Raw genomic sequence first — 18066 nt, 5'->3', positions numbered from 1 at the left:
GGACGGCACCCGGGACGGCGGCCAGGATCGGCGGCCGTGACCGTGCCGACCGACCTGCCGGTGCTCGCCTTCCCCGATCAGGCCGCCTTCGAGGCGTGGCTGGAGGCCGAGCACGCCTCCGCGCCCGGCCTGTACGTCAAGCTGGCCAAGAAGGGCGCCGGGGTGCCGTCGCTGACCTACGCCGAGCTGGTCGAGTCCGTGCTGTGCTTCGGCTGGATCGACGGCCGCTCCAACCGCTTCGACGAGCAGTGGTACCTCATCCGCGTCACCCCGCGCCGGCCGCGCAGCGTGTGGTCGCAGAAGAACGTGGCCGCCGTCGCCGAGCTCACCGCGGCCGGGCGGATGCGCCCGGCGGGCCTGGCGCAGGTGGCGGCGGCGCAGGCCGACGGCCGCTGGGACCGCGCCTACGCCGGCCCGGCCACCGCCACCGTGCCCGACGACCTCACCGCCGCGCTGGACGCCTCGCCCGCCGCGCGCGCGGCCTTCGACGCGCTCGACCGGCAGAACCGCTACGCCGTCCTGTACCGGGTGCAGACCGCCGCGACCCCGGCCACCCGGGCGAAGCGGATCGCCGCGCTGGTGCAGGTGCTCGCCGAGGGCCGCCGGCCCCACGCGTGACTCAGGCGACGCGGACGGCGCCGCGGTACCCGGCCTGGTCGACGCTGGTCACCGCGACCGGCTGCCCGAACGTGCGGGCGTGCACCATGCGGCCGTCGCCGATGTAGATGCCGACGTGGCTGACCGGCGAGTAGAAGTACACGATGTCGCCGGGCAGCAGCTCGGCGCGCGAGACCGGCGTGCCCATCGTCGACTGCGCCTTGCTCGAGTGCGGCAGCGAGATCCCGGCGGCGGCGTAGGCGTACTGGGTCAGCCCCGAGCAGTCGAACCCGTCGGGACCGGAGGAGCCCCACACGTAGGGGTCGCCGAGCTGGGCCAGGGCGGTCTCGACGGCGGTCGCGGCGGCGGGGCCGGGGGCGCCGGCCGCGGCGACGGCGGCCGGCGGTGCGGCGAGGACCGGGCCGGCCAGCGCCGTGGTGACCCGCGCCTGCTCGGCAGCCGTCAGCCGCTCGAAGTCGGCCTCGTAGCGGTCGACCTCCGCCTGCACCTGCGCCTGCTGCTCCTCCAGCGTCCGCAGCGCCGTGGTGGCCTCGGCGGCGGCCGCGTCGGCCGTGGCACGGGTCGCGGCGGCACGGGCCTGCGCGGCGGCGACCTCGGTGAGGACGCCGTCGGTGTGGTCGGCGATGAGGTCGATCATGGTCATCTGCGCGATGAGGTCGTCGGCGGAGTCGCTGCCGAGGAACGCGGCCACGCGGGACCGGGTGGTGCCGGTGTAGCCGCTCTGGGCGATGGCGCGGATCGCCGGCTCGTAGGTCGCCAGGGTGGCCTCGGCGTCGTCGGCGGTGCGGTCGGCGTCGGTGGCGGCCTGCTGCTGGGCCGCGACGGCCAGCTCGGCCTGGTGCACCTGCTCGTCGAGCGCGGTGAGCCGCCGGCCGGCCTCCTCGACCAGCCGCGCGGCCTCCTCGGCGGTCGAGGGCGCGGCCGCGGCCGACCCGGGGACCAGCACGAGGGCCACCAGGCCGGTGGCGGCGAGGACCGCGCCCGTCCAGCGGCGTCCCGTCGTCCGGTTGCGCTGCACGATCGGCCTCCCCCTGCCGCCGTCCCGGGCGGCCCGCTGTGGTCGACACGGACCGTAGGGAGGTCATCAGCGGAGCGTGTGCAGGGCGCGCGGTGATCGGGACGGGCGGGACCTCACCGGCCCCGTTCGTCCCACCCACCCCAGGGGCCGCGGCGGGCGACCGGTCCTGTCAGGGGGCGGTGCTGTCAGGAGGCGGTGCTGCGCCGCCGGTCGGGCGCCATCGGCACGAGCGCGTCGGAGACGGCTCCGGTGACGAAGGAGTAGATGGCCTTGCCGGCGACGTCGACGACCCGGTCGCGGCGGTCCCACGTCCACGGCGGGTCACCGACGCCGGTGGCGTTCTCCAGGGTCTGGTCGGTGGCCAGCCGGACGGAGGTGTGCCAGGCCGAGGCGCGCCAGCCGCGCAGCCCGCTGGCCGACCAGACGCCGCGCAGCGCGCCGACGGCGGCGCCGGTCCCCCAGTGCATGAGGTGGTTGCGGACGAACGGGCGCTCCGAGCCGGGCGGGCGGCGCCGGGTGGCCAGCGCGGTGAGCGTGCGCCCGGGCACGTAGGAGTCCGGCCGCCCGGTCACCTGCTGCTCGGCCTTCGTGGCCAGGGTCATCGCCGCGGTGCCGGCCAGACCGGCCAGGGCACCGCACGCCGCCGCTCGTCCCAGCACAGCCGTCCCCTACCCGCGGGCCGGGGCTCCCCGAACCTCGCGTGGTGACGTGCTGGAACGGCCCCTCCGCAGGGTCCCGCCGCGAGCGTGCGAGCGGTGGGGCGCAGAGGGGTCCGTCCTCAGCCGGCCAGGGGCTCCTGGGCGTCCAGACCGGCCACGCGCTGCAGGTCGCGCAGGACGGCCGACAGCTCGTCGGCGGTCCACGGCTCGCAGCAGTCGCAGCCGTCCTCGCGGAAGCAGCGCAGGCCCAGCGTCCCGCCGGCCTGGTCCTCGTCGATCGACAGGTGCCCGCCCGACGGTGAGCGGTGGCAGGCGCACCCGGAGGCGCACAGGCCGATGCCCCACCCGGAGACGACGACCGTCCGGCCGTCGTCCCAGATCTGGCCCACCTGGAAGACGGAGGGCTTCTGCGTGCGGGTCATGGAGTGCTCCCCTCGACGCCCCCACGTCCGGAGGCTGCTGCGGCTGCGCGGAAAAGTAATCCGCGAACCGGGTTTGAGGGCATCACCCCTGCGGTATGACACGGCGTTTCGACGCCTTGCGTCACAGCTGCCCCACGCGTGGGGCAGCGCCTCACACGTCGGTGACCCGCAGCCCCGCGTGCGCCTTGTACCGCCGGTTGACGCTGATCAGGTTGGCGGTCAACGCCTCCACCTGGCGCGCGTTGCGCAGCCGGCCGGCGTAGACCCCGCGCATGCCCGGCACCAGGCCGGCCAGCGCCTGCACCAGGTCGGTGGCCTCGCGGTCGTCGCCGAGCACCAGGACGTCGGTGCCGACGTCGGTCACCTCCGGGTCCTCCAGCAGGACGGCGCTCACGTGGTGGAAGGCGGCGACGACGCGGCTGTCGGGCAGCAGCGCCGCGGCCTGCTGGGCGGCCGAGCCCTCCTCGACCGGTAGGGCGAAGCAGCCCTGCTTGTCGAAGCCGAGCGGGTTGACGCAGTCGACCACGACCTTGCCCGCGAGCTCCTCGCGCAGGCCGGCCAGCAGGTGGCCGTGCCCCTCCCAGGGCACCGCCACGACGACGACGTCGCCGGCTCGGGCCGCACCGTGGTTGTCCGCGCCCACGACGTCGCCCCCCGTGGCCCCGGCGAGGTCGGCGGCGGTGGCGGAGGCGCGCCCGGCGTCCCGGCTCCCCAGCACCACCCGCACGCCGGCGGCGGCGAACCGCCGGGCCAGGCCGCGCCCCTGCGGGCCGGTGCCGCCCAGCACCGCCACGGTCAGGCCCTCGGGCACGCCGGCCCCGTTCGCCTCGGTCACAGGACGCCTCCTCGCCGTGCTCCCCGGCGGAGCACCCGGCCGGACGCTAGCCGACGGCCCAGCGGCGGCCGCCGGTCACAGGTCCTGCGCCAGCTCCCGCAGCTGCTCGACGGTGTGCAGCCGGCCGGCCCGCTCGGGCTGCACCAGGGAGGCCACCAGCGTGGTGACGCCGGCGTCGCGGAGCGCGGCCAGCCGCTCGGCCACCCAGCTCCTCGGGCCGACCAGCGACGTCGCCTCCACCAGCTCGGCCGGGACCGCCGCGGCGGCCTCCTCCCGGCGGCCGGCGAGGTAGAGGTCCTGCACGGTGGCGGCGGCCTCGGCGTGCCCGTAGCGGACGGCGAGCTCGTTGTAGAAGTTGCGGCCGCGGGCGCCCATGCCGCCGATGTAGAGCGCGAGGTCGGCCCGGGACCGCTCGCGCAGCTCGCCGAGGTCCTCCCCGATGGCGCACGGGACGCCGACGCGCACGTCGAGCGGGCCCAGCGCCGGGTCCCGCCGGGCCGCGCCGGCCGCGAGCGCGTCGCCCCAGGTCTCGGCGGCCCGCTCGGGGACGAAGAAGATCGGCTCCCAGCCCTCGGCGATCTCCGCGGTCAGCTCCACGTTCCTCGGCCCGATCGCGGCGATGGTGACCGGGATGCGCTCGCGGACCGGGGTGGAGATCAGCTTGAGCGGCTTGCCCAGGCCGGTGCCCTGGTCCGGCGGCAGCGGGAGCGTGTAGTGCTGCCCGTCGTAGACGACCCGCTCGCGCCGCCACACCATCCGGCAGATCTCCACGATCTCCCGCTGGCGGGCCAGCGGCGCGTCGTAGCGGACGCCGTGGAAGCCCTCCACCACCTGCGGACCGCTGGCGCCCAGCCCCAGGGTGAACCGGCCGCCGGAGACCATGTCGAGGCCGGCGGCGGTCATCGCCGTCAGCGTCGGGGTCCGGGTGAAGGCCTGCAGGATGCCGCTGGTCAGCTCCATCCGCTCGGTGACCGCGGCGAGGTACCCGAGCTGGCTGACGGCGTCGAAGCTGTAGGCCTCGGCGACCGAGACCAGCTGCAGCCCGGCGCGCTCGAGCTCGCCGATCTCCTCGGCGACCTGCCGGAAGCCGCCGTCGTACCGGATCCGCATGCCGACGCGCACGGCCCACCGCCTCCTCGACCGGAACCGGCGTCACCCTACGGGCGGGCGCCGTCCGGGCGCCGTGGACTGCCGGGGTTCCTCGCGCAGTGACGGCGCTGCAGCACCGGCAACGCACGAGGAACACCGGCAAGCCGCGCTCCCTGGTACCGCGGGCCGCCAGCGGGCGACGTTGACCCCGGGGGGTGCCGCTGCCAGGGTCGGGGCCACCGGCACCGCCGCCGGACAGGAGGTCGCATGGCCCCGCACGACCGGCCTGCCGCGCCGTCCGCGTCCCGCGGCGAGGTCGCCGGATCCGCGCTGCCCGCCCGGCTGACCGCCCTGCTCGCCGACCTCGACGCCTTCGTCGCGGCGGAGGTCGACCCGCTCGAGGAGCAGGACGACAACGTCCGCTTCTTCGACCACCGCCGCGAGTTCGCCCGCACCGACGTCGAGGCCGGCGGGGTGCCGCGGGCGGAGTGGGAGGAGCTGCTGGCCGAGGTGCGCCGCCGCGCCGACGCCGCCGGGTGGCTGCGGTACTCGCTGCCCGCCGAGCTGGGCGGGCGGGACGGCAGCAACGTGGACATGGCCGTGGTCCGCGAGCACCTCGCCCACCGCGGATTGGGCCTGCACAACGACCTGCAGAACGAGCACAGCGTCGTCGGCAACCTCGTGGTGCCGCACCTGGTGCACCTGTTCGGCACCGCCGAGCAGCGCGAGGAGCTCGTCGAGGCGCTGGTCACCGGCGAGCGCCGGATGCCCTTCGCGCTCACCGAGCCCGACCACGGCAGCGACGCCACGTGGATGGAGACCCGCGCGGAGCGCGCCGGCGGCGACTGGGTGATCACGGGCCGCAAGCGCTGGATCACCGGTGTGCACACCGGCACCGACCTGCTGGTCTTCGCCCGCACCTCGGGCCGCCCGGGCGAGGCCCGCGGGATCAGCGCCCTGCTGGTGCCCGCCGACGCCCCGGGCCTGTCCGTCCCGCAGTTCTGGTGGACGCTCAACATGCCCACCGACCACGGCGAGGTGGTGCTCGACGGCGTCCGGGTACCCGGGTCCGCGGTGCTCGGCGCCGAGGGCGAGGGGCTCGCGGTCGCGCAGACCTTCGTGCACGAGAACCGCATCCGCCAGGCCGCGTCCGGCGTGGGCGCCGCGCAGTTCTGCATCGACCGCTCGGTCGCCCACGCCCGTCAGCGGCACACCTTCGGCAGGCCGCTGGCCGAGCGGCAGGCGATCCAGTGGCCGCTGGTCGAGCTGCACACCGAGGCCGAGCTGGTCCGCACGCTCATCCGCGCCACCGCCGCCGACCTCGACGAGCTGACCGCCCGCGGCGAGCCGGCGGTGACCATCGGCCACCGCGTGTCGATGTGCAACTACCGCGGCAACCGGCTGGTCTGCGACGCCGCCGACCGCGCGATGCAGGTGCACGGCGGCATGGGCTACTCACGCCACCTGCCCTTCGAGCACATCTACCGCCACCACCGCCGCTACCGGATCACCGAGGGCAGCGAGGAGATCCAGATGCGGCGGGTGGCCGGGCAGCTGTTCGGCTTCCTGCGGTGACCGGGGTGCCGGCGAGCGCGCTCGCCCGGCGGCTGACCCGGCTCACCGGCCGGCCGGTGACCGTCGAGGACCTGACCCGGCTCACCGGCGGGGCCAACCGCGAGACGTGGGCGCTCACCGCGGTGGACTCCACAGGGCGCCGGGGCCTGGTGCTGCGCGGCGGCGTCGGCACCGGCGGCGCCCCGCTGGCGGTGGAGGCCGAGGCGATCGCCGCGGCCGCCCGGGCGGGGGTGCCGGTGCCCGAGCTGGTCGACGTCGGCGGCGGGGAGGAGGGCCTGCCGGCGGAGTACCTGCTGATGGGCCGCGTGGCCGGCGAGACGATCCCGCGCCGCCTGCTGCGCGACGAGACCTACGCGACGGCGCGGGCGGGGCTGGCCCGCGAGCTCGGCGCCGTCCTCGCCCGGCTGCACGCCGCCCCGCTCGACGGGCTGACCGCGGTCCCGGCGGTCGGCGACCCGCTGGAGCAGCTGACGGCGGCCTACCTCACCGGCGGGCCGCCCCCGCCCGGGCTGGCCCTGGGCCTGCGGTGGCTGCGCGAGCACCGCCCGCCGGCGCACGGGCCGGTGCTCGTGCACGGCGACTTCCGGCTGGGCAACCTCGTGGTGGGTCCCGACGGGCTGCGCGCCGTCCTGGACTGGGAGCTGGTGCACCGCGGCGACCCGCTGGAGGACCTCGGCTGGTGCTGCGCGAAGGTCTGGCGCTTCGGCTCCCGGCTGCCCGCCGCCGGGGTCGGCACCCGCGAGGAGCTGCTCGACGGCTACGCCGCGGTCGCCGGGTGGCGGCCGACGGCGGCGGAGCTGCACTGGTGGGAGCTCCACGGCACCGTCCAGTGGGGCCTGATGACCCGGGCGATGACCGAGCGCCACCTGTCGGGCGCCGAGCCGTCGGTGGAGCTGGCCGCGATCGGTCGGCGCGCCGCCGAGCAGGAGTTCGACGTCCTGCTCGCCCTCGGCCTCGACACCCCGGACGCGACCGCGCCCGAGGACCCGGCGGGCGACGACGAGCTGCTCTTCGGCCGGCCCACCGCGGCCGAGCTCGCCGCCGCCGTCGGGGACTTCCTGGCCGGCGAGGTGCGGGCGGCCACCGGCGGGCGGACGTCCTTCCACGCGCAGGTGGCGGCCAACGTCGTCGCCACCGTGCGCCGCGAGCTGCTGCTCGGCGACGGCGCCCGGGCGCGCCGGCGGGCCCGGCTGGCGGGCCTGGGCCTGACCGACGACGCCGGGCTGTCGGAGGCGGTCGCCGACGGCACGCTCGACGACCGCTGGGACGCGGTGGTCGACGCCGTCCGCGAGGGGGTGCGGGACCGGCTGCGGGTGGCCGCCCCCCGCCACCTCGCCGTCCCCGACGCCTGACCCCTTCCTGAGCGCGTTGCCGGGGTTCCTCGCGCAGTGCGGGCGCTGCAGCACCGGCAACGCACGAGGAACGCCGGCAAGCCGCGCCCGTGGGCGGCCCCGGCCCGGCGACGCGGCGCTCAGCTGGCGGGCGACACCGAGCTCATGTTGAAGTCCGGCACCCGCACCGGCGGCATCGCGGCGCGGGTGAACCAGTCGTTCCACTCGCGCGGCAGGGTCCGCTCGGTGCGGCCGACCTCGGTGATCCGCGCCAGCAGGTCCACCGGGGACTCGTTCCACCGGAAGTTGTTCACCGCGCCGGTCACCTCGCCGCCCTCGACGAGGAAGACGCCGTCGCGGGTGAGACCGGTGAGCAGCAGCGTCTGCGGGTCGACCTCGCGGATGTACCAGAGGGTGGTCAGCAGCAGCCCGCGGTCGGTGGCGGCCACCATCCCGTCCTGCGTGGCGGTCGCGCCGGCGTCCTCGAGGACCAGGTTGTCGACGGCGGCCACGGCCGGTGCGGTGGTCTTCAGCGCCCACGCCCGCGGCCGCACCAGGTTGGTGAGCACGCCGTCCCGGATCCAGTCGACCGCCGGCGTCGCCATGCCGTTGTCGAACACGCTGGCCGACCCCGACGAGGTGCTCACCACCTGGAACGGCGCGGCCTCCAGGCCCGGTGCGGCGGGGTCGCTGCGCAGGGTCAGCGGCAGCGCGGCGAGCCGGTCGCCGATGCGGTTGCCGCCGCCGGCGCGGGCGAACACGTTGCGCCCCTCGTCGGCGTCGCGGGCCTCCATCGTCCAGTACGCGTAGAGCATCAGGTCGCTCACCGCCGACGGCGGCAGCAGCGTCTCGTAGCGCCCGGCGGGCAGGTCGACACGGCGCTGCGCCCAGCCGAGCCTGCGCTCGACGTCGGCGGCGAGGTCGGCCACCGAGACGTCGCGGAAGTCGCGGGTGCCCACGCCGGCCCACACCGAACGGGAGTAGTCGGTGCTCTTGCCGTTGAGCTCGACGCGGCCGGTGGGCTGGTCGTGGCGCAGCCGCAGCCCGGTCGAGGTGCCGAGGTAGGTCGTGGTCATGGCGTGCTCCGCGTAGCCGAACAGCAGCTCGCCGCGGTCGCGGGCGGCGCCGAACGCCTCGCCCAGCGCCGGCGCGAACTCGGCGAACACCTCGATCGAGGTCTCGGCGGGGTCGGCGTCCCAGTCCCCGCCGCCCGGCGGCGCCTGGTCGACCAGCGGCACGGCGTCCTCGGCGGGCCCGGCGTCCCGGGCGGCCTGCTCGCTGGCGGCCACCAGCTCGGCGACGTCGGGCGTGCCGGTGCGCGCCACGGTGCCGGCGGCCGTTCCGGACCCGCCGTCGACGAACGAGACGACGACGACCTGGCGCGAGCGCATCGCCCCGTTCGTCGTCAGGCTGTTCGACGCCCACCGCAGGTTGGCCTCGGTGCTCTCGACGACGTGGACGACGCAGCCGTCGGCGGTCGAGGCGGCCAGCGCCTTCTCGACCAGCTGCTGCGCGGTCAGCTGGCTCATCGCCCGCCCTCCTGGACCGTGTTGAGGATCGTGACGCCCTCGAAGAGCGCCGCCGGGCAGCCGTGGCTCACCGGCGCGACCTGCCCGGGCTGGGCCTTGCCGCAGTTGAACGCCCCGCCGAGGCGGTAGGTGTCGGGCCCGCCGACGGCGCGCATCGAGCCCCAGAAGTCCGTCGTGGTGGCCTGGTAGGCGACGTCGCGCAGCTGCCCGGCCAGCCGCCCGCCCTCGATGCGGTAGAAGCGCTGGCCGGTGAACTGGAAGTTGTAGCGCTGCATGTCGATCGACCAGCTCTTGTCGCCGACGACGTAGATGCCCCGCTCGACGCCGCCGACGAGCCCGTCGAGGTCGGGGCCGCCGGCCACCGGCTGCAGCGAGACGTTGGCCATCCGCTGCACCGGCACGTGGTGCGGCGAGTCGGCGAACGCGCAGCCGTTGGAGCGCGCCATGCCGCCCAGGCGCGCGGTGTTGCGGTCGACCTGGTAGCCGACCAGCACGCCGTCGCGGACGATGTCCCACCGCTGGGCCTCGACGCCCTCGTCGTCCCAGCCGACGGTCGACAGGCCGTGCTCGACGGTGCGGTCGCCGGTGACCTGCATGAGCTCCGAGCCGTAGCGCAGGCTGCCCAGCCCGTCGACGGTGGCGAACGACGTCCCGGCGTAGGCCGCCTCGTAGCCCAGCGCCCGGTCGAGCTCGGTGGCGTGCCCGACCGACTCGTGGATGGTCAGCCACAGGTTGGACGGGTCGACGACGAGGTCGTAGCGGCCCGGCTCGACCGACGGCGCCTTGGTCTTCTCGCGCAGCAGCTCGGGGAGCTGCGCGAGCTCGCCGTCCCAGTCCCAGTGCCCGCCGGTGAGGTACTCCCAGCCGCGGCCCACCGGCGGCGCGAGGGTGCGCATGCTCTCGAAGGCGCCCGTCGTCCGGTCGACGGTGAGCGCGGTGAACTCCGGGGAGATGCGCACCCGCTGCTGGCGGGTGCGGGTGCCGGAGGTGTCGGCGTAGTACTTCTGCTCCTTGACGTGCATGCACCCCGACTGCACGTGCTCGACGCCGTCGGCGGCCAGCAACCGCTCCGACCACTCGGTGAGCAGCGCCGTCTTCTCCGCGTCGGGGACGTCGAAGGGGTCGACGTCGTAGGCCGACACCCACGCGCCCTGGTGCACCGGCTCGGGGGCGAGCTCCACCCGGTCGGTGGCCAGCGCCGCGGACACCCTCGCGACGGCGACCGCCTGCTCGGCCAGCCGCACCGCCTCGGCCGCGGTGAGCACCACGCCGGCGGCGAAGCCCCAGGTGCCCTCGTGGACCACGCGGACGGCCAGGCCGAGGTCCTCACCGGTGGCCAGCGCCTCGAGGCGGGCGTCGCGCAGGGTGATCGCCTGCGTGCGGATCCGCTCGACCCGCAGGTCGGCGTGCTCGCAGCCGAGGTCGACCGCGCGGGTCAGCGCGGCCTCCGTCAGTGCGGACAGGGGCAGGGCGAGGAACGACTCGTCGACGTCGCGGGGCTGCACCACCGCCCCTGTCTACCAGCCGCCCCCGCTCCCCCTCCGTGTACTTCCGCGGACGTGCACGCACCCGTGCCCGGGGGTAGCACCGCCGCATGACGGCCGACCCGGGCAGCGCCGACCGCAGCGCCGACCTCACCGACGAGCGCACCTCCGACGTCACGCTGACCTTCGGCGGCAACGCGACGACGCTGCTGCGGCTGGGCGGGTTCACCCTGCTCACCGACCCGAACTTCATCCGGCGGGGGCAGCGGGTCTACCTGGGCAAGGGCCTGTTCGCCAAGCGGCTGACCGACCCCGCGATCCTGCCCGAGGACCTGCCCGACCTCGACGCCGTCCTGCTCTCCCACCTGCACGGCGACCACTGGGACCGGATCGCCTACGCCACCGTCGACCGGGCCACGCCGATCGTCACCACGCCGGCCGCGGCCCGCACGCTGTCCTCCCGCGGCTTCTCGGCGACCGCGGACCTGCGGCCCTGGCAGGTGCACGAGGTCGGCCGCGGCGAGGAGACGCTGCGGATCACCTCGGTGCCGGGCGTGCACGGCCCGGGCCCGCTGGCGCGGGTGCTCCCGCCGGTCATGGGCAGCGTGCTGGAGCTGCTGCGCGACGGCGAGGTGACCTGGCGCGGCTACATCACCGGGGACACGCTGTTCCGGCCCTGGCTGGGCGAGGTGCTGCAGCGCTGCGGCCCGCTCGACGTCGTCATCCCGCACCTGGGTGGCACGAAGGCGCTCGGCGTCACGGTGACCATGGACGGCCGGCAGGGCGCCGACCTGGTGGAGCTGCTGCGGCCGCCGGTGACCGTGCCGGTGCACTACGACGACTACGACCGGTTCGCCTCGCCGCTGGGCGACTTCGTGCGGGAGGTCGCCCAGCGGCGGGCGCCGGGGGAGCTGCGGACCGCCCTGCGCGGGGAGACGATCTCGCTGCGCGCCTGATCAGCGACCCAGCACCTCGTCGAGTCGCTCGTAGCCCTGCACGACGCCGACCTCCATGCCGCTGGCGAGCATCGCGTCGCGGTCGGCGAAGGAGTCGCACAGCGAGGTGGACGTGAGGCGGGTGCGGCCGTCGCCGAGGTCGGTGAGCACGAGCTTCTCCAGCGCGACACCGTCGGGCGCGCCCTCGAAGGTGAACGTCTGCACGATGAGCTCGTCGGGGCGCACCTCGTGGAAGCAGCCGCGGAAGGCGTACTCGCCGTTCCCGTCGCTGTGCACGTAGCGGTAGGAGCCGCCGGTGCGGCAGTCGTAGTGGTCGATCCGCATCTCCAGCCCGCGCGGCCCCAGCCACTGCACGACCAGGTCCGGGTCGGTGTGCGCCCGGAACACCCGGTCCGGCGGGGCGTCGAACTCGCGGGTGATGCGGATGAGCGGGACGTCGGGGTCGGCGGCGATCTGCGTCTCGCGGGTGCTGGTGGTCACGACGGGTTCCTCTCCTGGGGTGGGTCGCCCTCCGGCATGGACCGCAGGACGTCGTCGAGGCGGCGGTAGCGCTCCTCGGCCTGCCGGCGGTAGCGCTCGATCCACTTCGTCATCAGGTCGAACACCTCCGCCTCGAGGTGCACCGGGCGGCGCTGGGCCTCCCGGGTCCGGCTGACCAGGCCGGCGTCCTCCAGCACCCGCAGGTGCTTGGAGACCGCTTGCACGGTCACGTCGTAGGGGGCCGCCAGCTCGCCGACCGTCGCGTCACCGACCGCGAGCCGGGCGACGATGTCGCGCCGGGTCGGGTCGGCCAGCGCCGCGAACACCCGGGACAGCGCGTCTGCCGCCACCGCCGACCTCCTCGTTCAACCTCTCGGTTGACGACGACGCTAGCGCCGTCGCGCCCCCTTTGTCAACCGATCGGTTGAGGAGCCCACGAGCCGGGCGGGTGGCCGGGGAGCGCGAGGTCGGCGACGACGCCGAAGTGGTCGCTGGCCCACACCCCGCCGACCGGCTCGTCGAGCACCCGGGCGCAGGACACCACCTGCAGCGTCGGGCCGTGCACGCCGGCGCGGACGAGGACGTGGTCGATGCGGCGGCTGACGGCGGTGGCCACCTCGCCGGCCCGCACCAGCGGGTTGCGCGCGTCGAAGGTCCAGCCGGGATCGGTCGGGTGCAGGGTCTCCCAGGCGTCCTGGTAGCAGACGCTGGTGCCGTCGAGCGACCGCCGTCCGCGCCAGAACTGCAGGCTCGCGGCGTCGGGGGTCGCGTCGAGGTCGCCCAGGACGACGGCGTGGTCGGCGCCGTCCGCCAGGAGCTCGAGCACCCGGGCGGCGGCGAGCGCCTGCTGCTCGCGCTCGTGCTCGTAGCCGAACTGCCAGCTCGGCTTGTGGTGGGCGACGAGCGTGCGCCCGACCGGGGTGTCGGCCTCGACGACGAGCGTGGCGCACCACGGGAAGTCGGCCGTGCGGGGCGTGCAGTGCCCGTCGACCTCCTCGACCACGCGGTGCGGCGCCCGGGTGGCCAGCGCGCCGCCCACGCCGTCGTCGGCGGTGCGGGAGAACGGGGTCACGCAGTACCCGGGACCGAGCAGCTCCTCGACGGTGCCGTCGGCGACGGGCACCTCCTGCAGCGCGACGACGTCGGCGTCGGTGCGGCGCAGCGTCGCGGCGATCAACTCCCGCCGGCGGGCCCAGTCCGGGTTGGCCGGGCCGAGCACGTTGAGGGTCAGGACCCGCAGGGACGCCGTCATGCGTCGCAGTCAACCGCGGTCGCGGCGGGGCGTCCTGGCGTGCGGCGGGGCGTCCTGGCGTGCGGCCGGCGCATCCCTCCCCGTACGGCCGGCGCGTCCTCCCCCACCGCAGCGCGTCCTCCCTCACGTCCCACCGTGCGGGAGGACGCCCCACGATCAGGTCACCTGATCCCGGCGTGCCCCTCGCGCTCAGCCGGCCAGTCGGGCGGCGCGCTCCGCCACCTCGGCCCGCAGCGCACCGGCGTCGACGGTGGTGACCTCACCGCCCGCGACCACCTGCCGGCCGCCGACCCACACGTCGTGCACCAGCCGGGAGACGCCGGACCAGACCAGGTGGGTGAGCAGGTCGGCGGCGTCGCCCACCGGCTCGAAGCCGAGGTCGCGGGTGTCGAGGTGCACCAGGTCGGCCCGCCGCCCGGCCTCCAGCTGGCCGAGGTCGGGCCGGTCGATCGCGTCGGCGGCGCCGCCGGTGGCCAGCCAGAACGCCTCCGCGGCGGTCAGCGCGGTCGCCGACGTCTCGCGCAGCCGCGCGAGCCCGGCGGCCAGCCGGACGTCGGCCAGCAGGTCCAGCCCGTCGTTGGACGCCGGCCCGTCGGTGCCCAGCCCCACCCGGATGCCGCGGTCGAGCATCGCCCGCACCGGCGCGATGCCGCTGGCGAGCTTGGCGTTGCTGGCCGGGCAGTGCGCGACGGCGACGTCGTACTCCCGCCACAGCTCGAGGTCGCCGTCGTCGACGTGCACGCTGTGCGCGGCGAGCACCCGCCCGCCGAGGACGTCGTGCGCGGCCAGCAGCGCCGGCACCGACAGCCCGTGCCGGGCCAGCAGGTCGGCACCCTCGCCGGCGGTCTCGGCCACGTGCAGGTGCAGCAGCATCCCGTGCTCCCGGCACAGCGCCGCGGCCCGCCGCAGCAGCGGCAGCGGCACCGTGTAGGCGGCGTGCGGGCCCAGGCCGTACTCGACGGTGCCGTCGCCGGGTGCCCCGCGCGCGAGGTCGACGGCAGCGGCCATCTGCTCCTCCAGCGGCGGCATCCCCGGCAGCGGCACCATCGGCGCCGGGATGACCGCCCGCGCGCCGGTGGCGCCGACCGCGGCGGCGATCCGCTCGGGTGAGAAGTACATCTCCACGCTGGTGGTCACCCCGCCGCGCAGCATCTCCGCCGACGCGGCGGTCATCGCGACCTCGACGTCGTCGGGCGTGAGCCGCGCCTCCCGGGGCCACATCACCTCGCGCAGCCAGCGGTCCAGCGGCAGGCCCTCACCCTGCCCGCGGAACAGCACCATCGGCGCGTGCGAGTGGGTGTTGACCAGCCCCGGCAGCAGCAGGCCGGGCAGGGTCACCACCTCGGCGTCCCCGGCCGGCGGGGCGTCGGCGGCCGGGCCGGTCCACGCGATCCGCCCGTCCTCGACGTCGACGACGGCGTCCGGGACGACGGTGCCGGGCCGGTCCCCCACGACGACGGCCCGGGCGGCGAGTCGCTGGCGCATGGTCGGCACGCTAGCCCCACCGGCCCCGTCCGCCCGGCCGACGTGCAGGCAGCGCCCCGGAGCCGCCCGTACCGTGGGAGCCATGTCCTTCCTGGCCGCCGCGGCCTCCTCCGACCAGGGCGGGCTCACCGCGTGGCTGCTCTCCCTCGTGGACTCCCTCGGCCCGATCGGCGTGGGCTTCAGCATCCTGCTGGAGACGGTGATCCCCCCGATCCCCAGCGAGGCGGTCCTCGGCGCGGCCGGCGTGCTCATCGACAGCCCGTGGGCGTTCGTGGCCGTCGTCGGCTGCGCGACCATCGGCTCGATCCTCGGGGCGATCTTCTTCTACTACGTGGGCCGCGCGCTGGGCCCGCGCCGCTCGCACGCCTTCCTCGACCGGCTGCCGCTGGTGGAGACCGCCGACGTCGACAAGACCTTCGCCTGGTTCGAGCGGCACGGGCGCTCGGCGGTCTTCTTCGGCCGCATGGTGCCGATCGTGCGCAGCTTCATCTCGGTGCCCGCCGGCGTCGTGCGGATGCCCTTCGCGCAGTTCCTCCTCTACTCCGCGGCCGGCAGCCTCATCTGGAACGCCGTGCTGGTCACCCTCGGCTGGCTGGCCCGCGACTTCATCGAGGCGAACCTGCACTACCTCGACTACGCCGTCGTCGCGGTCTTCGTCCTCGCGGTGGGCTACCTGGTCTACAAGCGGGTCCGAGACATCCGTCACCACCGCCGCCGGCAGACCGCCGCGGACCGCTCCGGGGAGGTCCGCGGGACCGGCGACCGCCCCGCCGCGTGAGCCGCCCCGAGGTCGTCGCGTTCGACGTCAACGAGACGCTGCTCGACCTCTCCCCCGTCGCCGCGGCACTGGTCGAGCTCGGCCGCCCGGCGCACCTGCTGCCCACCGTCTTCGGCCGCACCCTGCACACCGGCGCGGCGGCGACCGTGGCCGGCGTCCGGCTGACCTTCCGCGCCGCCTTCGAGTCGGCGCTGGCGCAGCTCACCGACCTCTCCGCCGGCGAGCGCGCCCGGGTGGCCGACACCTTCCTCGAGCTCGTCCCGCACCCCGACGTCGAGCCCGCACTGCGCCGGCTGGCCGCCGCCGGGGTGCGGGTGGTGACGCTGTCGCACGGCTCGCCCGGCGTCGCCGAGGCCGGCCTCGAGCGGGGCGGCATCGCGCCGCTGGTCGAGCGGACCCTCTCCAGCGAGACGGTGCACGCGTGGAAGCCCTCGCGGGAGGCCTACCTGTGGGCGGCCGGCGTGTGCGACGTGCCGCCCGGGCGGATGGCGCTGGTGGCCGCGCACGGCTGGGACGTCCTCGGTGCCGAGCGCGCGGGCCTCACCGGCGCCTGGTTCCCGCGCGGAGAGCGCGTGTACCCGCCGGCGTTCCCCGTCCCGACCGTCGTCGCGGGGGACCTGGCCGGGGTGGTCGACGCGCTGCTGGCGCTGTGAGCTCCCCCGCGCTGGTCGACACCCCGCTCGGACCGGCCGCGGTGCACGCCGACGGCCCGGTCGCGGGCGCCCGCGGGACGCTGGTGCTCGGCCACGGCGCCGGCGGCGGGGTGGGGTCGCCCGACCTGGTCGCCGTCGGCGGCTCCGCCGTCGCGGCCGGGTGGCGGGTGCTGCTGGTGGAGCAGCCGTGGCGGGTGGCCGGCGGGCGGATCGCCCCCGCGCCGCCGCGCCTGGACCTCGCCTGGACCGCCGTCCTGGACGCACTGCGCGCCGGCGGCGCGCTGGCCGGGCCGCTGGTGCTCGGCGGCCGCAGCGCCGGCGCGCGGGTGGCCTGCCGCACCGCCGTCGGCGCCGGTGCCGACGGCGTGCTGTGCCTGGCGTTCCCGCTGCACCCGCCCCGTCGGCCCGAGCGCAGCCGCGCCGGCGAGCTGACCGGCGCCGGCGTGCCGGTGGGCGTGGTGCAGGGCGGGACCGACGCCTTCGGCCGCCCGGAGGAGGTCGCCGCGGTGCTCACCGGCGTTCCGACGGCGTCGGTCTACGCGGTGCCGGGCGACCACTCGCTGCGTCGGGCCCCCGACGTGGTGGCCGCGGCGGCGACGTCCTGGCTGGAGGACCTGCTCAGCGGTTGATCATCGACTTGTTGCCGCGGACACGCGCGGACACGCCGACGGGAACGGCAACGACCCGATGATCGACTCCGTGGCGGCCGGCGATGACCTCCACGCCCTGGAACAGTCGAAACGCCTCCCTCAGCGGCGGCGGCGCCGGACGGCGAACAGCACGAGCAGCAGCACCGCCAGCACGCCCGCCGCGGGGCCGGCGTAGCGGGCCATCGCCGCACCGCCGGCGACCTCGAGCAGGTCGATCGGCTCGGGCTCGGCGACGGGCTGCGAGCGGACGGTGGCCGCCGCGGGGGTGCTGCGCGCCGGCGCGCCGGTGGCCGGGCGGCTCGGCGGGGCGGTGTTGCCCGACGGCGGCGTGCTGGGCACCCCACCGACGGCGGCCACGGGCGCGGTGTCGGAGGCCGACGGCGCGGTGTCCGCGGCGGCGGGAGCGGCGTCGCTGGCCGCCGGGGCGTCGGCGTCGACCGCCGCGATGGAGACCGTGTCCGTCGCCCCGACCGGCGTGATCGGCGCGGTGTCGGTGGGCGGCGGGGCGGCGTCGGTCGTCCCGCTGGACGTCACCTTGTCGGTGGCCGCGGCCGCCGCCGTGCGGGCCTTGGTGCCGGCCTTGCGGACCGTCTCGGCGGCGGCGTTGTCCCCCGGCACCTGCTCGACCGACTGCGCGACCTCCTCGGCCGCCCCGGTCGCGGTGGCGGCGACCGTCGTGGCCACGGTCGGCTCCTGCTGCTGCGCCGCCGCCTGGCGGTCGACGGTGACGTCGTCGCCGCTGGCGAGCTGGGCGGCGAGCTTGTCGGCGAACTGGCCGAGCAGCTTGTTGCCGACGTCGGTCATGACGCCGCGGCCGAACTGCGCCGGGCGACCGGTGATGTTGAGGTCGGTGAGGACGTCGACGCGGGTGGTGTTCCCCTCGCCCTTGAGCTGGGCGGTGATGAGGGCGGCCGCGGTGCCGTTGCCGCGCTGGTCCTTGCCGCGGCCGTCGATGACCGCCTTGTGCGCCGCCTCGTCCTTCTCCACGAAGGACGCCTTGCCCTGGTAGGTCAGGTTGATCGGGCCGAGCTTGACCTTGACCCGGCCGGTGAACGAGTCACCCTCGACCGAGTCCAGCGCGGCGCCGGGCATGCAGGGGGCGATGCGCTCGATGTCGAGCAGCACCCGCCAGGCCTCGTCGACGGGGACGGGGACGGTGAAGGAGTTCTCCAGCTGCACGGTGCGACCTCCGGGGTGGGAGAGGACCTCGGCCGGTCCGCCCGGGGAGGGCGGGCCGGCCGAGGGCAGGCGG

19 protein-coding genes are annotated in these 18066 nt (G+C 76.2%); 7 read left to right on the top strand and 12 right to left on the bottom strand.

The window, feature by feature from the left end:
* The first annotated feature begins 36 nt into the window (after positions 1–36).
* Positions 37–618 (top strand): YdeI/OmpD-associated family protein, encoded by a 582-nt coding sequence (locus tag ACI8AD_RS07390; RefSeq protein ID WP_456869884.1) that lies wholly within the window; start codon positions 37–39, stop codon positions 616–618.
* A gap of 1 nt (position 619) precedes the next feature.
* On the opposite strand, the gene ACI8AD_RS07385 is transcribed toward ACI8AD_RS07390, so the two are convergent.
* From ACI8AD_RS07385 to ACI8AD_RS07365, 5 genes are all read right to left on the bottom strand, one after another.
* Positions 620–1636 carry a C40 family peptidase gene (locus ACI8AD_RS07385; RefSeq protein WP_456869883.1) on the bottom strand — a complete coding sequence of 339 codons (1017 nt, stop codon included), beginning with the start codon at positions 1634–1636 and terminating at the stop codon, positions 620–622.
* Positions 1637–1821: 185 nt separating this feature from the next.
* On the bottom strand, positions 1822–2295 hold the full coding sequence (locus tag ACI8AD_RS07380) for a hypothetical protein (protein ID WP_456869882.1): 474 nt from the start codon (positions 2293–2295) through the stop codon (positions 1822–1824).
* Between the two features lie 119 nt (positions 2296–2414).
* The gene (locus ACI8AD_RS07375; RefSeq protein WP_456869881.1) at positions 2415–2717 is read right to left on the bottom strand and encodes a hypothetical protein; all 303 of its coding nucleotides are present in this window, start codon (positions 2715–2717) and stop codon (positions 2415–2417) included.
* 151 nt (positions 2718–2868) lie between these two features.
* Positions 2869–3552, bottom strand: coding sequence for an NADPH-dependent F420 reductase (gene npdG, locus ACI8AD_RS07370; RefSeq protein ID WP_456869880.1), 684 nt, complete (start codon positions 3550–3552; stop codon positions 2869–2871).
* Between the two features lie 75 nt (positions 3553–3627).
* Positions 3628–4674 carry an LLM class F420-dependent oxidoreductase gene (locus tag ACI8AD_RS07365; protein WP_456869879.1) on the bottom strand — a complete coding sequence of 349 codons (1047 nt, stop codon included), beginning with the start codon at positions 4672–4674 and terminating at the stop codon, positions 3628–3630.
* Between the two features lie 234 nt (positions 4675–4908).
* Between ACI8AD_RS07365 and ACI8AD_RS07360 the strand changes: the two genes are divergently transcribed.
* Together ACI8AD_RS07360 and ACI8AD_RS07355 are read left to right on the top strand one after the other, a co-directional pair.
* On the top strand, positions 4909–6216 hold the full coding sequence (locus tag ACI8AD_RS07360) for an acyl-CoA dehydrogenase family protein (RefSeq protein ID WP_456869878.1): 1308 nt from the start codon (positions 4909–4911) through the stop codon (positions 6214–6216).
* Positions 6213–7568, top strand: coding sequence for a phosphotransferase family protein (locus ACI8AD_RS07355; RefSeq protein ID WP_456869877.1), 1356 nt, complete (start codon positions 6213–6215; stop codon positions 7566–7568). Before ACI8AD_RS07360 ends, ACI8AD_RS07355 begins: the two co-directional genes overlap by 4 nt.
* 119 nt (positions 7569–7687) lie before the next feature.
* On the opposite strand, the gene ACI8AD_RS07350 is transcribed toward ACI8AD_RS07355, so the two are convergent.
* Both ACI8AD_RS07350 and ACI8AD_RS07345 read right to left on the bottom strand, forming a co-directional pair.
* Positions 7688–9076: a metallopeptidase TldD-related protein gene (locus ACI8AD_RS07350; RefSeq protein WP_456869876.1), complete on the bottom strand. Its 1389-nt coding sequence runs from the start codon at positions 9074–9076 to the stop codon at positions 7688–7690.
* On the bottom strand, positions 9073–10584 hold the full coding sequence (locus tag ACI8AD_RS07345; RefSeq protein WP_456869875.1) for a TldD/PmbA family protein: 1512 nt from the start codon (positions 10582–10584) through the stop codon (positions 9073–9075). The genes ACI8AD_RS07350 and ACI8AD_RS07345 overlap by 4 nt, the downstream gene beginning before the upstream one ends.
* Positions 10585–10670: 86 nt before the next feature.
* Between ACI8AD_RS07345 and ACI8AD_RS07340 the strand changes: the two genes are divergently transcribed.
* Positions 10671–11516 (top strand): MBL fold metallo-hydrolase, encoded by an 846-nt coding sequence (locus tag ACI8AD_RS07340; protein ID WP_456869874.1) that lies wholly within the window; start codon positions 10671–10673, stop codon positions 11514–11516.
* Here ACI8AD_RS07340 and ACI8AD_RS07335 read toward each other — a convergent pair whose 3' ends face one another.
* The 4 genes from ACI8AD_RS07335 to ACI8AD_RS07320 form a co-directional block, all read right to left on the bottom strand.
* Entirely contained in the window at positions 11517–11996 is a 480-nt protein-coding gene (locus ACI8AD_RS07335; RefSeq protein WP_456869873.1) for an SRPBCC family protein, read from the bottom strand.
* The gene (locus ACI8AD_RS07330) at positions 11993–12346 is read right to left on the bottom strand and encodes a metalloregulator ArsR/SmtB family transcription factor (RefSeq protein ID WP_456869872.1); all 354 of its coding nucleotides are present in this window, start codon (positions 12344–12346) and stop codon (positions 11993–11995) included. The genes ACI8AD_RS07335 and ACI8AD_RS07330 overlap by 4 nt, the downstream gene beginning before the upstream one ends.
* Positions 12347–12408: 62 nt before the next feature.
* Positions 12409–13248, bottom strand: a complete 840-nt coding sequence (locus ACI8AD_RS07325; protein WP_456869871.1) for an endonuclease/exonuclease/phosphatase family protein — start codon at positions 13246–13248, stop codon at positions 12409–12411.
* A gap of 189 nt (positions 13249–13437) precedes the next feature.
* A complete protein-coding gene (locus ACI8AD_RS07320) occupies positions 13438–14733 on the bottom strand; it encodes an amidohydrolase family protein (RefSeq protein WP_456869870.1) in 1296 nt (431 codons plus the stop codon).
* Positions 14734–14815: 82 nt separating this feature from the next.
* Between ACI8AD_RS07320 and ACI8AD_RS07315 the strand changes: the two genes are divergently transcribed.
* Genes ACI8AD_RS07315 through ACI8AD_RS07305 form a run of 3 tightly spaced genes read left to right on the top strand, consistent with a single transcriptional unit; the run spans position 14816 to position 16793 of the window.
* Positions 14816–15511: a DedA family protein gene (locus ACI8AD_RS07315; RefSeq protein WP_456869869.1), complete on the top strand. Its 696-nt coding sequence runs from the start codon at positions 14816–14818 to the stop codon at positions 15509–15511.
* Positions 15508–16164, top strand: coding sequence for an HAD family hydrolase (locus ACI8AD_RS07310; protein ID WP_456869868.1), 657 nt, complete (start codon positions 15508–15510; stop codon positions 16162–16164). The genes ACI8AD_RS07315 and ACI8AD_RS07310 overlap by 4 nt, the downstream gene beginning before the upstream one ends.
* A complete protein-coding gene (locus tag ACI8AD_RS07305; protein ID WP_456869867.1) occupies positions 16161–16793 on the top strand; it encodes an alpha/beta hydrolase family protein in 633 nt (210 codons plus the stop codon). The genes ACI8AD_RS07310 and ACI8AD_RS07305 overlap by 4 nt, the downstream gene beginning before the upstream one ends.
* Before the next feature lie 120 nt (positions 16794–16913).
* Here ACI8AD_RS07305 and ACI8AD_RS07300 read toward each other — a convergent pair whose 3' ends face one another.
* Complete coding sequence (locus tag ACI8AD_RS07300) at positions 16914–17993, bottom strand: SRPBCC family protein (RefSeq protein ID WP_456869866.1); 1080 nt, start codon at positions 17991–17993, stop codon at positions 16914–16916.
* Between the last annotated feature and the right edge of the window lie 73 nt (positions 17994–18066).

The organism is Geodermatophilus sp. SYSU D00766 (assembly GCF_054049915.1).
Note: the sequence above shows the minus strand (reverse complement) of the source record. Positions and strands in the feature narration are given on the sequence as shown.

What these genes read in the sequence shown, in the direction of transcription:
- ACI8AD_RS07375 (WP_456869881.1), bottom strand. Translation starts at nt 2,717, where the DNA reads ATGACCCGCACGCAGAAGCCCTCCGTCTTCCAGGTGGGCCAGATCTGG.
- ACI8AD_RS07360 (WP_456869878.1), top strand. Translation starts at nt 4,909, where the DNA reads ATGGCCCCGCACGACCGGCCTGCCGCGCCGTCCGCGTCCCGCGGCGAG.
- ACI8AD_RS07350 (WP_456869876.1), bottom strand. Translation starts at nt 9,076, where the DNA reads ATGAGCCAGCTGACCGCGCAGCAGCTGGTCGAGAAGGCGCTGGCCGCC.
- ACI8AD_RS07340 (WP_456869874.1), top strand. Translation starts at nt 10,671, where the DNA reads ATGACGGCCGACCCGGGCAGCGCCGACCGCAGCGCCGACCTCACCGAC.
- ACI8AD_RS07325 (WP_456869871.1), bottom strand. Translation starts at nt 13,248, where the DNA reads ATGACGGCGTCCCTGCGGGTCCTGACCCTCAACGTGCTCGGCCCGGCC.
- ACI8AD_RS07320 (WP_456869870.1), bottom strand. Translation starts at nt 14,733, where the DNA reads ATGCGCCAGCGACTCGCCGCCCGGGCCGTCGTCGTGGGGGACCGGCCC.
- ACI8AD_RS07315 (WP_456869869.1), top strand. Translation starts at nt 14,816, where the DNA reads ATGTCCTTCCTGGCCGCCGCGGCCTCCTCCGACCAGGGCGGGCTCACC.